This window comes from Sphingobacterium sp. UBA5996, assembly GCF_002429765.1.
GTDB lineage: Bacteria > Bacteroidota > Bacteroidia > Sphingobacteriales > Sphingobacteriaceae > Sphingobacterium.
Genome location: NZ_DJAS01000022.1, coordinates 1 through 14181 on the forward strand (window position 1 = coordinate 1; position 14181 = coordinate 14181).

Consider the following 14181-nt stretch of genomic DNA (forward strand, 5'->3'; position numbering starts at 1 on the left):
AATAAATTTGAGACAGCTTCATAAAAAAATGAAAAATAGGTTTATTTCCATATCCTGAATGCATCAAATACGACATAGCCCAACGCATTGTTACCTGCAATTTGATACAGTCCAACGCGCAGCTTTTTACCATTCAGATCATTTCGTACAAATGGTGTGCCCGGTAGATCCTTCCAATCCAAACCATCTTTCGAGGAACGTAAAAAGAAATAATCACCCACCTTTTGAACCTGAAGATAAGGCGAAAAATTGATTCCCGTGCCCGTATTGTCTTCCTGAAAAATTTGCGGTCCAATGCTTCGCGAAAGATTGCCGAGGTTCCATCCCGTTAAAATACAATGATTGATGTAAACATCCTTTCTGTCCGCCGGTTGAATCATAATACCGGCTTCGTTTGATGTGCGTATCCCACGAGCCAATCCCGCTAAATCGCTGACCTTGACTTCCACAGTATAATCACCTTCCATCTCTTTATAAAGAAAAGGGCCGGGATGTAATTTGTCGCCCCACTTGGTGTCTTTGGACTGTATTCTCCAGCTGCTGTTCTGCCAAGAAACCCCAGTCTGTGTACTGTCATTCCAACCAATAGCTTCATATCCATCCCAAAAAGGGATCTTCTTACTTTTGGCTGTATCCCCCTGTAGTTGTGAGAACTGGAGCAAGTTAGGCTTTAGCTCCCGAACAGACAGTCGGGTGGGCTTGCTCACATGTCCAAAGACATCTTTGGCAAACACTTCGATGGCGTTCTCAATTTTGGACGATTTAAAAAGATGGTAGGGCTCTTGTTTCCAGCCCGATAGTTCACCTTCTCCCCGAAACAGATACCAAAGCCCTTGCTGTTTTTCCACCTGCACAAAGACCTGATTGCCATTGATAAAGTGCGGTGGCGAAAGTACCTTTGGAACATACCCTTCCAAACCATTAGCCAACCCTTCCTTCCACTGACTGAACCTTTTATTTACTACATCCGATGTTAAGCGATGTGGATAAGCACGAAAGAAATGAAAGGGATAAGTCAATTGGATACCGTTGTTCATGACCCGCAGCAGTTTGTCTGAATGACCCAGCTGTTCAAATTTACCATTATGATAGAATTTCTTCTTCCCATTATCAGCTGTAATCACAGCATGTTGCCACGCATTACCATCGTACCAGTCGAAGTCCAAAGCATAGTTTTTTTCCTGCAATATCGCTGTCAAAGCCTTACTTTCAAAGGTGTTTCCTTTTATTGACAGTCTGTTCCCCTTCACAACGACTTCTGCATTCTGGAGCGTTACCAACGTGTCTGCTGCTGTTCCCTGGTTTCGTAAGGTAGTGAGCTTACCCAAGTTCAAATCATCACTTTGCAGCGCAAAAAATTGCCATTTCGGGTCAACATTCGCCAACTTGACTACTGCTTGCTCATCCAAGGCGGTATTATACAGTTTCAAACCCGCTACATAACCCGAAAAGTTTTGATTGAGTATGTCTGAAGCCCCAAAAACAAAAGACCTTCCCGGATTAACGAATAGCATTCTGTTTTCCGTACGCTGCAGCTTTCCATCCACATAAATAGACTCTTGATAGCCATCGAAGGAGAATACAATGTGATGCCAGGCATTTGCCTCTGGAACAGACGAATACCCCATATCAGGCCACGATCCATGAATGATGGCACCCTGTTTTGGATCGCTGCCATAACCAAATAGCGCCTTACTGAGGTCCTGCGATCCCGACGACCAGGCGAGCAGCTGTTCAAATCTTTCGACCGTAGGATTATTTACCCACAGCGCAAGGCTAAACGAGCTGTTCCCTTCCAGCGACTGCGGTACGGCAAAACTCGATCGCAGCGCGGTGGTTCCATTAAAAAAAAAGGCTCGCTTTCCCTGATAATTTTTAACGGCCAGTGCCTGTTCAGAACTAAACACTCCCCCTATCAAACCCTTATTTTTAATACTTTTCACATGTTGCCCCTCCTCGTAATCCGCTGCATCAATATGGATCAGATCACCTCGCGTTACTTCTTTAGCAGGCATGTGTTGTGGTGGCGACCACAATGTCTCCTGAGCGAGCTGCTGTGTATAAACCTTCATATTCCACAGACCACGAGGAAGGCCATTCAATTGCGTATTCAGTATGTGCAGTCTAACATATCGCCCCAAAGCTTTACCATGTTCAACGATAGGACTTGCCCAACGGCTGTTATCCGAACGATCCACATAACTTGTCCAGCTTATTCCGTCGACAGAAGTCTCCAATCGGTACTGATAGGCATAAGTCGGGTACTCAAATTGAATGGCTATTGTCTGTATATCCACCACCTTACCCAAGTCTACTTCTACCCAAGCCGGTCCTTCGTTGTTCTTGGCCCGCCATAATGTTCCATTATTATTATCTACCACGAAAGAGGGTCTAAAATCCATCGAGTAGAAAGAGGATGCCCTCACTGCTTTCCCAAAAGCCAAATCGACCGGCTCTGCATGAGAAGGTAGTACATCCTGCACGCCAGTATGTGTGGGCCGCACCGGAACGATATCCCCCTCTGGCGTAAAGAAAATTTCGTCCATCGCCACCTGACGGTGGAAACCACCTCCCGAATGCGGATTATTGTGTCTGTGATAAACAATAAAATAACGGTTGTCTAGCTCCAGCACACTATGATGTCCTGGGCCATGAATGCTACCATCCTCATTGGTGATCAAAATGGGATTGGTAGAGGGATATTCAAAAGGTCCCATAGGGCCTGCTTTACTTTTAACGTATTGTACGCGGTAGCTATCATCTTCACAATGCCCGGAAGAGTACATCAGATAATAGATGCCCTTACGTTTAAACATATAAGGAGCCTCAAAAAAGTCCTTCGCCACGGTATTGGGGATCAACGCTGTCTTTTCGAAAGTTTTCATATCGTTATTGAGTATCCCTACAGCGCATCCATGATCGGGATAGATACCCCAGGTTCCCCAATACATATAGATACGGCCATCGTCATCTCGAAAGGTTTGCCCGTCTAGGGTAATCACGCCCGGAATCATATAATTTGGGATCATCGATTTGCCGTCAGGCACTAAAGGTTTCCAGGGTCCCGTTGGGCTGTCGCCCACCGCCCCAAAAATTTCAACAGGCTGACTATAATAGAGGTAATAACGGCCATCGTATCCCTGTGTCATATCCGGCGCCCAGTACCAATGTGTATTGGGCCAGTTCATCGGTTGAATCTTCCAGTTTCTTAAATCCTGCGATGTCCATACTTGTGACGGGCCCGCACCCCAGCCATTCCCATCAGTCGTCGCAAAAATATAATAGGTATCAGCAATTTTCTTAATCGTCGGATCAGCGAAATATCCAGGCAGTAGCGGATTCAACACATTCGGTTGCTGCCAAGGTTGTAACGACTGCGCGAACGTCTTGTTGCCCAACGACCAGTACATTATAGCCAGCACCGTAAAATAGAAAGAATTCATCCTCATAACGCAAAGTTTATTGGTTCAAAAATTGACAGCTCAACCAATCGATTTTATCACGAATAAAACCTACGATAAATGTCAATTTTACATTAAATTTATAAATCAGCAGCGGTATTCCAAATTTTGAAGTCAAATCGGTTAAGAATGGGCTATTTAAGGTTAAAATTCACCCATAAATACAGGGTACAATCATCCATCTTTGTAAGAGCAATGACCTTCGCTGTCTTAAAATGGTTACTAAAATATCTAAAATGAATCTAAAAAAAAGCTATTGGATCCTATTTGCGCTCTTCTGCACACAGTTGTCAAATAGCGTGTATAGCCAGCAGGATGAACATCCGGTATGGAAAGCAGTAAAAGCACAGCAAGCCACTTTGGGCTTGGAAGAGGGTGCAAAAAGCTTCACCCTCAAAAAACTCAATGTGGCTATACTCAACGCATCGCAGACACTATCTTCCTTTCGACCCAATAGCGGCGAAAAGGGTTTTGACTATACGCCAGTTGAACTTCTAAACAAAAGGGATCGCAATCAGTTTTTTCATATCGGCGATATCAATATCCGTTTGCGTCGTCAGGGAGACAGCTCATGGACGGCCTATTCATCAGCTGCCGAACGTAAGCATGTCATCGCAATACCTCCTGCGAAAAACAACCTCGCTAGTGCAGATATCACTCCCACGCTTAACCATATCCCTTTGAAAGTGATCCGTCACTGGCAAGATGACCATGGTGATCTGATCTTGAGTTTTGAACTCACAAACCCCAACGATTATGCGATCGAGATTGGATCAATGGGTATCCCTCTCCCATTCAATAATAACATGGACTGGAAGAATCTCGATCAGGCACACGCCCAGAATGTCTTTTTCGACCCCTACATCGGTAAAGATGCCGGATATCTGCAAGTCAACCGCCTGCACGGCAACGGTCCAAGTTTGCTGGTATTGCCCTATAAAAATGCAGGATTTGAAGCCTACAATCCGCTTAATACAGACCCTACTCCCCGAAGTATTACTTTTGAGGGGTTTCATGAATGGCTGATCCACAGTAAGGCTCATGCCGAGACTGAATGGAAAGGTGTAGAACAATGGAATACACCGACTTCTACGTTCTTGAAACCACATGAATCAAAGACCTTTGCCTTGAAATTTGTCCTTGCCCCAAGTATCCGGGAAATAGAGTCGGAATTAGTGAAGAACAACAGGCCTGTAGCTATTGGCGTACCTGGCTATCTTGTTCCGATGAACAATCCGGCCAAACTTTTTATCAAGCACAACAAAGCTATTAAAAGTATCAGTGTTTATCCCGAAGGAGCATTAACCTTGACAAAAAAAGGAAACACACCGCAGCAATGGACCGAATATGAAGTGAAAGGCAACCGTTGGGGACGTGCAAGACTAACAATCAACTATCGGGACGGTATTACGCAGACAGTCCAATACAAAGTAATCAAGTCCGAAAAAGAAGTAGTTCAGGATCTCGGCCATTTCCTTACCACAAAACAATGGTATGAGAATGACAAAGATCCCTTCGGCCGCTCCCCGGCTGTCATATCATACGACTATGAGGAACAGCAGCCCATCACCCAAAATAGAAGTGCCTGGTTTGCTGGTCTCAGTGACGAAGCTGGAGCGGCAAGCTGGCTTGCCGCACTGATGAAACAAGCATTGCAGCCCGATCAACAGGAAATAGCCAAATTGAAACGATTTGTCAATGAGACCTTATATGGCCATATCCAGCACAAAGAAGGAGACAAAAAATATGGGGTTGTTAAAAGCCTATTTTATTATGAACCCGACTCCATGCCAGCTGGCACCTATCGTACAGACATAAACTGGAAGACCTGGTCTGCCTGGCCGAAAAAAGAAGCCGACGATATTGGTCGTTCCTACAATTATCCTCATGTGGCAGCAGCGCACTGGGTGATGTACAGACTCGCCCGCAACTATACGAATTTAGTGAATGAAGAAAGCTGGCAAACTTACCTCGAACGGGCTTACCAAACGAGTATCGCCATGGTAGAAAAGGCACCTTACTACGCCCAGTTCGGCCAAATGGAAGGCAGTATCTTCCTTATCGTCTTACAAGATCTTCGCCGAGAAGGATTGACGACGATGGCCAATAACCTTGAAGCTGCTATGCGCAAGCGGGCAGAGCATTGGAAAACTCTTAATTATCCGTTCGGAAGTGAAATGCCTTGGGATTCCACGGGTCAAGAAGAAGTATTTCTTTGGTCGCGCTTTTTTGGCTTTGATGAGAAAGCACAGGTGACGTTGAATGCTATTATCGCCTATATGCCTACCGTTCCACACTGGGGTTACAACGGCAGTGCGCGGCGTTACTGGGATTTTGTTTATGGTGGGAAGCTTTCACGAATCGAGCGTCAGCTACATCACTACGGTTCAGCGCTTAATTCCATACCTGTTCTGACAGCTTATCGGGACCATCCCGATGATTTCTACTTGCTACGTATCGGACATGCAGGCATGATGGGAGCGCTGGCCAATGTCACAGCCGACGGCTTCGGTCCCGGAGCATTCCACTCCTACCCATCCACCTTGGCCAATGACGGGATCTCCGGAGATTACGGAACCGGTTTTTATGGCTATGCAGTCAATTCGGGAACCTATATAGTGGAGCACCCTGAATTTGGGTGGCTGGCATTCAGCGGTAATCTAAAAACCGAAAAACAGCTGGTCAAAGTTGCACTAACGACAGCATCCAAAGGCCGCGTGTTCCTTGCCAAGGAGAATCTTTGGCTCACAACAGATGCCGGCGAGATTGCCGAACTGCACTACGATCAAAAAGACCGCAGCATCACGTTGGTCTTCAATAGCGCTAGTCAGCAACCGATTACGAATATTTTGCTTAATGTTAATCCCGAAAGCAACTACGTAGTAGAAGGTTTCAGTAAGGATTCATTTAACCGTTATACAATACCTGCGTCAACGAAAATGATAAAATTGAAAAAGTTGAAATAAAAGTGCTACACTCGAGCACGCATAAGACAATAATAAAGGTGGCTTCCAACTCATGGAAGCCACCTTTTGCTTTCAATTGAGACCCATCCAGAAGGCTTATCCATAAAGCCATAGGCCATCCTTTTCATCCCCAAAAAAACCTCCATTAACTCAGTAACTTTTGCTGAAATGCAAAACGGATCAGGTCGGCTGTATTTTTACTTTTGGTCTTATCCATGAGATTTTGACGGTGCCCTTCAACAGTCCGTTTGCTCAAAAAGATCTTATCTGCAATTTCCACAGCAGTAAAGCCTTGAGCAATGAGTTCAAGTACAGCAAACTCCCGCTCCGTGATTTCATATTGCGAAAGACGTGAAGCCACATCGACACTGGTACTACTCTCCACGTCAAAATTTTCCATAAACCGTAGACCGAAATTGGTCATCAGATATTTATGCCCTTGGGACAAACGTAATAATCCAAATAAGATTTCATCATAATCGCCACCCTTCGACAGATAACCATCTGCACCGCTACGAAAAGCTTCTGCCACTTCATTCGGTTCTTCCACCATCGACAAAAGCGCAAATCTGACGTCTGGATAGATCTTCTTGGCCATTCGGATGAAAGTTATTCCATCCATACCCTGCATATTCAGGTCAGTTAAAACTAAATCCGGCAAGATATTGTTTTCAAGGTACATTAATGCATCCTCTGCACTATCTACTTCCGCTACCACAGAAAGCTTGTCGTGGGTATCAATGATCAATCGTATCCCGTTTCTTACAAGCCGATGGTCATCAACTAAAAGAATTTTAGTCATTTTTCCTCCAATCCCACTAAGATACTTTATTTTTTTTAATAAGTTAATTTTTTAAAAATAGTTCAATGAAATATGAACCCATTTTATTTAACCTTACGCCATATTTTTTCATTACCCACTTGCTGATAATCTGGTGCCAGCACCGAGAAGCGTAGCGTTTCCTGACTGCCCAACGCAAGGTATCCGAGGGTTTCCAAACTCTCATCAAATAAAGATAGTACTTTAGCCTGCAGTTGCGTATCAAAATAGATGAGTACATTGCGACACAGAATCAGCTGAAAGGCATTGAAAGATGCATCACTCACCAGATTGTGTGAAGCAAAGACAATCCGTTCTTGCAAGCTGGATGTTAACTTCACCCAATTATAATTGGCTGTATAATAACTGGAAAAGTCTGCCCTCCCGCCCGAAAGCTGGTAATTTTCCACATAAGATTTTAGATTTGCCATGGGTATAACTGCCCGCTTAGCCTGTTCTAGAACAGAAGGATTAATATCTGTGGCATAAATCAGTGATTTGTGCAGTAGTTTGGCCTCCTGCAACAAAATGGCCAATGAATAGGCTTCCTCCCCTGTCGCACAGCCCGCTATCCAAATACGGATAAAGGGCGAAGTGCCTAATTGGGGTAGGATTTCATCGCGCAGACGCAAAAAAAAGCTTGGATCGCGAAACATTTCTGTAACGTTGACCGTCATCTTTTCGACAAATCGCTGCATGTACTCGGGTTCATGTAACACACGGTACCGCAATTCGGAAAAACTTGCAAAATTATCCAGTAGGCAAAGCTGATTGATCCGCCGCGATAAGGACGCTATGGTATAATGGGTAAAATCGTAGCCATAAAGACGCTCCACATCTTCCATCAATATCGTCACCTGCTCTTGGCTAACAATTTTTTTGCCACTGATCATTTTACAATTTCCCCCATTAACCGCACCAGAAGTTCGATGTCGATCGGTTTTGAAATATAGCCATTGGCTCCCGCTGCCAGACACTTTTCACGGTCTCCAGTCATCGCCTGCGCCGTGACGGCGATGACCGGCATTTCTTGGGCATCCCAAGTTTTGCGGATCAGCTGGGTAGCTTCATATCCGTCTATCTCGGGCATCATCATATCCATCAGCACCAGACCGACACCAGCACGATCCCGCAGCTGAGCAAGCCCCTCTTCCGCAGACAGGCAACCCAAGGCTTGAAAGCCTCTTGATTTTAGGGCCAATTTCAACGCAAATATATTGTTTTGATCATCATCGATGATTAATACGGTTTTGTTCTTGTCCATGCTCTTTTATCTATTGCCTTTTATTTTACTACAACAACTATTCATACATCCATACCCGTAGCAGGGACAAGAGTTGATCGATATCCACCGGTTTAGATATATAATCTGACGCTCCTGCAGCGATACATTTTTCCCTATCTCCCATCATTGATTTGGCAGTAACAGCGATGATCGGCATATCCTTATAACGGAGATTACTTCGAATCGACGCAATCGTTTCGTACCCATCCATTTCGGGCATCATCATATCCATCAGGATCACAGCCACATCTTCATTTTCTTCTAGCTGTTTCAGTGCATCCTTTCCATCCGTTGCTGGTACAACCGTCATCTGATATTTCTCAAGCGCTTTGGTGAGCGAGAAAATGTTACGGATGTCGTCATCCGCTACAAGCACCTTCTTACCCTTCAACACATCTTCCAAAAAGCCGAGCCTAGCGGGAGCTTTCGCCGAAGTACCTTTGTGTTCTTCTACAAGATGTAAAAATAAGCCTACTTCATCCAATATGCGCTGATAGGAATTAGCGGTTTTAACGACGATTGTATCCGCATAACGTTTTAATTTCATTTCCTCCACCTGCGATAGATTCTTACCGGTAAACACAATAATCGGTAATTTTTCTAGACCCTGGTTGCGTTTTACAGCCTCCAATGTCTCGTAACCGACCCGGTCCGGAACGCCCATATCGAGTATCACGCAGTCTGCAGTATCAGAGCTTAGCGCCGCAATGCTGTCTTCCACGTTGCTTTTGATTTCAGAGACAATGTCAAAACTCCCGAGAAAAAGAGATAGCGCTGCTGCATGCTTAGGGTTTTCTTCGACGATAAGTACCTTTTTAGGATGTCTGGTGAGTGCATCCTCTATGCTGCGAAACATATCACCCATTTGTTCCAACGCCATAGGTTTATTGATAAAATCGATAGCACCCTGCAGCAGACTCTCTCTTTTAACCTGCAGAGAAGACATGATATGCACCGGAATATGTCGTGTTTTGGGATTTTCCTTGATCTCAGCCATTACTTGCCATCCATCTTTAAGTGGCAGCTGAATATCCAGCAATACCGCGAGCGGCATATATTGCGCTACCACTTCCGCAGCAATGTCGCCACGCACCACCACAATCCCCTTATAGTTTTGCTGGCGCGTATATTTGAGTAGAATCTTTGCAAACTCGATATCATCCTCGACGATCAAAATAAAGCGGTCGCCAGGAACGATACTATCGCGATCGTCCGGAATATCGGCTGGGATAGGTATTTGCAACGTCTTTTCTGCAGGTAAAGCTGGTACCGTTGGAATTTGTTCCAAAGATGTAGTCTCCACAGGTAAAATTTCCACGCCGTCGGTTGCTAACAACGTCTGCGCAGCGCCGAATAGGGATGTACTTTCGCCCGAAATGCGCTCGGGAATAATCAGTTGAAAGACACTACCTTCTCCTTCTTCACTATTCAATAAGATTTCACCGCCAAGTAAGCGGGCCAATTCCCGGCTTATGGAAAGCCCCAGCCCTGTACCACCAAATTTACGGCGCGTAGAGCCATCAGCTTGTTGAAAAGCCTCAAATATTAGATGCTGCTTATCCTTTGGTATTCCAATTCCGGTATCGCGCACTTCAAATACAATCCCGTTTCGGGGCGACTGCTCCCGATCGATATGTAGCGTTACTTTGCCCGATGCCGTAAATTTAATAGCATTAGAGAGTAGATTACGTAAAATCTGTTCTAGCCGCTGTTTATCTGTTTCGATCTGAGCGGGCAATTGCTCCGCTACGCTCATTTCCAATCCAAGTTTCTTGTCGGCAGCAATTGGTCCGAACATCGCCGACAGACCCTGCATTACATCCGCAAAAAATACGGGCTGTACATCCAAATCCATTTTGCCGGATTCTATTTTAGAAAGATCCAAAATCTCGTCTATCAGGGTCAGCAGACTCTTTCCCGAACTCTGGATCACGGCTGCCGATTCCATCTGTTCGTCATTGAGGTTACCGTCCGTATTTTCGGCCATCAAACGAGAGAGCAGCAAAATTGAATTGAGCGGAGTACGCAGTTCATGCGACATATTAGCTAAAAATTCAGACTTATAGCGTGTACTCTGTGCAAGCTCTGCCGCTTTCTTCTGAATTTCTTGGTTACGTTCGGCTATTTCCAAATTTTTATCTTCCAACAACCTGGAACGCTCTTCCAGCTCACGGTTAGACTGCACCAACTCTTCCTGCTGAACACGAAGTTCTTCCTCAGAAGCCTGTAATTTATAGGTATGCATTTCTAGACTAGAATTGAGTGATTCCAACTCAGTATGTTGCGCCTGCAGCTCTTCGGTCTGCGCCTGTGTCTCTTCCAACAAGTTCTGTACCACCAATCTCGCTTGCGATGCAGCGAGTGTAGCACCCACTTTTTGCACCGCATCTCTAAAAAACGCAAGCTGTATCGAAGAAAAGGGCTGCAATGAACCAAGTTCCATTACACCGATACATTCACTTCCATCAAAAATAGGAAGGATAAAAAGGTTGTTTACCTGTACTTTTCCAGTAGCAAAGCTGATGACATAATGTGCATCTTCGAGGTTTTCAAATAATTTCTCCTGGCCATCTTTAAATACCTGCCCTACCATGCCATCCCCTGCAGCAAAGCGTTTATGCTCCGGATCTTCAAGGCCATAAGATCCTCTTAACATCAACTGATCCTGCTCCATGAGATAAATGGCCCCATTAACACAACTGCCATACGTCGTTAGATGTCGTAACGTGACGGCCGTGAGCTCTTCTTGGAGTTTATTGCCCATTAAAAGATTGCTCAGCTGCGTTAATCCAGCTTGATGCCAATTATTGTTATTGAGTTCATCAAAAGAAATTTTCAGTGACCTAGCCATTTCATTGAGCGATCCCGTCAAGCTTCCCAAGTCGTCCTGTTCAGCATCCTGTATCTGCATATCATAATTTCCCGCTGCGATTTCACGGGCAATGCGCTGGGTAATGCTGAGTCTCCGCTGGATCTCCTCATCTTTACGTTTCAGATCATGTTGTAACTGTTCTCGCTTAAAGAAATCATCCCGCAAACGGAAGTAAAAAAAGACAGTGATCAGCAAAGAAACTACTGCGGCCAGCAAAACGAAAATCGATGTGTAGCCAGAAGATCGTCCAAGTTCATTCGAACGCTTGTTCAACAAAGATTCTTCTTTATCTATAATCTGGCTGATTAAAATTCGACAGCTATCCATATAGGCTTTCCCCTCTTCGAGTTGGGAGACCGTCACCATTCCGCCCCGCCTTTTGATAGTAACCAGATTTTCAAGTTTGGTCAGTCTAGACCTTACCAGCGTGGACAGGGTATCGATTACCCGCTGTTGATCGGGGTTATCAGCTGTCAAATCGTGCGCACGGCTTAGCGATTGAGGCAGCGACTCAAGACCAGTTTGATAAGGATTTAAAAACTTATCCAGCCCAGTCAGTAAATAACCTCGCTGACCCGTCTCGGCATTCTGCAGATCCTGTAGAATTTTATTAACACGGCTCATCACCCGACGGCTATGGTCCACCATCTCACTATTATGAATCTGCTTACGAATACTGACATAAGAAGCCGTTGAACTTGCTAAGAGCAACAGTAGCGATATTCCAAAACCTATCTGCAGGTTTTTTAAAATAGTTTTAGGCATGCTTTTTCATCCATTGAGTTAAGACTATGCCAACTGATGGTCTAGATGGCCGCCAAATATAGCAATAGGGGGCCTAAAATGAATATCGCCTAAGCAAGCACGGAGGATGATACCGTATTTTAACAAAAATTTACGTATTTATCCCCCTTCAGCAATCCTTTGGGCAATAATTTCCGAAGTCGCTGCACAAAAATCAAGCCCTGAATAGTCAGGATTATAACCGCCGATATAAGGTACAGCCATCATAAAAATACGTTGGTTGGAGCGCCCGCTGTGATCAACAAGCTGAAAGCTGTCGTCTATCTTTATCCCCGGCACCCGCAAAAAGATAGCCCCATCCGGTGCCACAAACATATGATCATTACCCGCCAATAACTGTTCCTTGGCATGCTCAACAGAGCGGAACCTCAAATAAGCGGGACTAATATTACCGTTGTCGATCAAACTCTTAAAAGGGAAATCTTCAAAATTCAACGGCTGCTGACCTACGCAATCGACAAATGTCTTATAATATGTTTTACTTTCTATACCTTGCTCATTTGTATAAAAGTAATTGGCTCCACAGTCCTTTGCAGGTTCAACACGGCTTTCGGTACCAACGTTTACCACCTCGAGACGACCGGCATCGTGCAATGCGAGCAACTCGCGGCTAGAGCCCTGCGGTACGAAAGCAATCACAATAGAAATCAGGGGCATTAACACCTTCTTTAAACGAAGCATATCTTCTGCAGACATGTATTTTGCTGGATAATTCAATGTAAAGCTCAGCGCAGAAAGCACTTCCTTCCAATAAATTGATTCGTGCCTTTTGATGGACTTTAGCGCTTGTGCGTGTTCCTGACGAAAACCTTCGAAGGCATCTTTCTGCTCCCGCAAGGCAAGTACCGCTTCCACAAAGTCTTCGAGACTGAGCTTTTCTACCATGTCGTAGAAGGCGGGATCTTTCTCCTTAAACTGGGCTTTAAAATTTCGCTCAAATAAAAAATCAAGCGATACAAATCCTTCATTTTCGAGCCTATTAAGCATAAGTTCCTCTTCTGAAATCAAGAGATTGTTGGCTAAGAACGGGTCTTCCTGATGAAAGCGGATCGCAGGGAGAAGCCCACTGCGTGTATGCATCACTATTTTAAAATTTTCGCTTCCCGGATCAATTTGATATTTTATCTCCCCTGTATCGAGCACGTCAAAAGAGCCATTGTGCCGAGCCAGTGTACGTACGGCATCTATCGCGGTAAGCGAAGCTCCACGTATCCCAACGGCATGATCAGTCTTTAAGGCGAGTTTAGATGGTGGATAAGGCGATTCAAAGTAGTGTTCGACATTACCCTCATGTTTAGTTGGCCATTTGTGTCCAGTGCAAATAATGGCCTTATCAACGATATACGTGTCCGTGCTTCCAACCATTATTTTTACCTGCGCTTGGCTTTCTAGGTCGATGATATCGCTTACCTGGCTAGCTAGGTACACCTGGGTTTCAATACCTTTGGCATCTGCCATACGCTTTAATAGCGTAAACTGTTCCGATAAATAGCGGCCGAACAGCAACCGCGGCACTACTTTATAACGATTAAAATCGTCCACATCAATTCCATAGGTACGAAGTGTAGTTGCCGACAGCGATTTGACATACTCTTCAATGGTGGTCACCAGTGCCGGGATTTCATGATCCGAGACGTTGGTCAAGTGCTCCGGTGTAGCACCTTCATAGCTGTAAGGCATCCCTGCACCTAACTGTTTTCGCGACTCAAAAATAGATATTTTGAGCTCCCCCATATTCTTTTCAATCAATCTTTTGTACATAAACAGGCCACTGGGTCCGCCCCCGATGATGGCTACATGGATGTGTTGTTGCATAGTTTTCATTGCGCTGCCTGAATGGCAGTTTTCGTTGATAAGAACAACAATAAATTACATAAAGTTTTAAATTGCATTTATTACGCTGCAATAAAAAGTGCGATAAATACGGGTTACGATTTAAATACCTGAATCTGCGATTCTGCAAACGAAGGGTG

Annotated in this window: 7 protein-coding genes; 1 reads left to right on the plus strand and 6 read right to left on the minus strand. The window is 44.7% G+C overall.

Annotated elements, in window-relative coordinates:
* Positions 1-41: 41 nt before the first annotated feature.
* A complete protein-coding gene (locus tag B3E00_RS16515) occupies positions 42-3449 on the minus strand; it encodes a family 43 glycosylhydrolase (protein ID WP_293939343.1) in 3408 nt (1135 codons plus the stop codon).
* A 248-nt stretch (positions 3450-3697) separates the two neighbouring features.
* Between B3E00_RS16515 and B3E00_RS16520 the strand changes: the two genes are divergently transcribed.
* Complete coding sequence (locus B3E00_RS16520; RefSeq protein ID WP_293939344.1) at positions 3698-6427, plus strand: DUF5695 domain-containing protein; 2730 nt, start codon at positions 3698-3700, stop codon at positions 6425-6427.
* Positions 6428-6572: 145 nt separating this feature from the next.
* Here B3E00_RS16520 and B3E00_RS16525 read toward each other — a convergent pair whose 3' ends face one another.
* From B3E00_RS16525 to B3E00_RS16545, 5 genes are all read right to left on the minus strand, one after another.
* Positions 6573-7229 carry a response regulator transcription factor gene (locus tag B3E00_RS16525; protein WP_209575022.1) on the minus strand — a complete coding sequence of 219 codons (657 nt, stop codon included), beginning with the start codon at positions 7227-7229 and terminating at the stop codon, positions 6573-6575.
* An 83-nt stretch (positions 7230-7312) separates the two neighbouring features.
* Complete coding sequence (locus tag B3E00_RS16530) at positions 7313-8140, minus strand: CheR family methyltransferase (RefSeq protein ID WP_293939345.1); 828 nt, start codon at positions 8138-8140, stop codon at positions 7313-7315.
* Positions 8137-8511, minus strand: coding sequence for a response regulator (locus B3E00_RS16535; protein WP_293939346.1), 375 nt, complete (start codon positions 8509-8511; stop codon positions 8137-8139). The genes B3E00_RS16530 and B3E00_RS16535 overlap by 4 nt, the downstream gene beginning before the upstream one ends.
* Before the next feature lie 37 nt (positions 8512-8548).
* Positions 8549-12169: a response regulator gene (locus tag B3E00_RS16540; protein WP_293939347.1), complete on the minus strand. Its 3621-nt coding sequence runs from the start codon at positions 12167-12169 to the stop codon at positions 8549-8551.
* A 138-nt stretch (positions 12170-12307) separates the two neighbouring features.
* The gene (locus tag B3E00_RS16545; RefSeq protein ID WP_293939348.1) at positions 12308-14023 is read right to left on the minus strand and encodes an FAD/NAD(P)-binding protein; all 1716 of its coding nucleotides are present in this window, start codon (positions 14021-14023) and stop codon (positions 12308-12310) included.
* Positions 14024-14181: the final 158 nt, after the last annotated feature.

Coding starts and splice junctions, on each gene's coding strand:
- B3E00_RS16540 (WP_293939347.1), bottom strand. CDS start 12,169: ATGCCTAAAACTATTTTAAAAAACCTGCAGATAGGTTTTGGAATATCG.
- B3E00_RS16535 (WP_293939346.1), bottom strand. CDS start 8,511: ATGGACAAGAACAAAACCGTATTAATCATCGATGATGATCAAAACAAT.
- B3E00_RS16545 (WP_293939348.1), bottom strand. CDS start 14,023: ATGCAACAACACATCCATGTAGCCATCATCGGGGGCGGACCCAGTGGC.
- B3E00_RS16530 (WP_293939345.1), bottom strand. CDS start 8,140: ATGATCAGTGGCAAAAAAATTGTTAGCCAAGAGCAGGTGACGATATTG.
- B3E00_RS16520 (WP_293939344.1), top strand. CDS start 3,698: ATGAATCTAAAAAAAAGCTATTGGATCCTATTTGCGCTCTTCTGCACA.
- B3E00_RS16515 (WP_293939343.1), bottom strand. CDS start 3,449: ATGAGGATGAATTCTTTCTATTTTACGGTGCTGGCTATAATGTACTGG.
- B3E00_RS16525 (WP_209575022.1), bottom strand. CDS start 7,229: ATGACTAAAATTCTTTTAGTTGATGACCATCGGCTTGTAAGAAACGGG.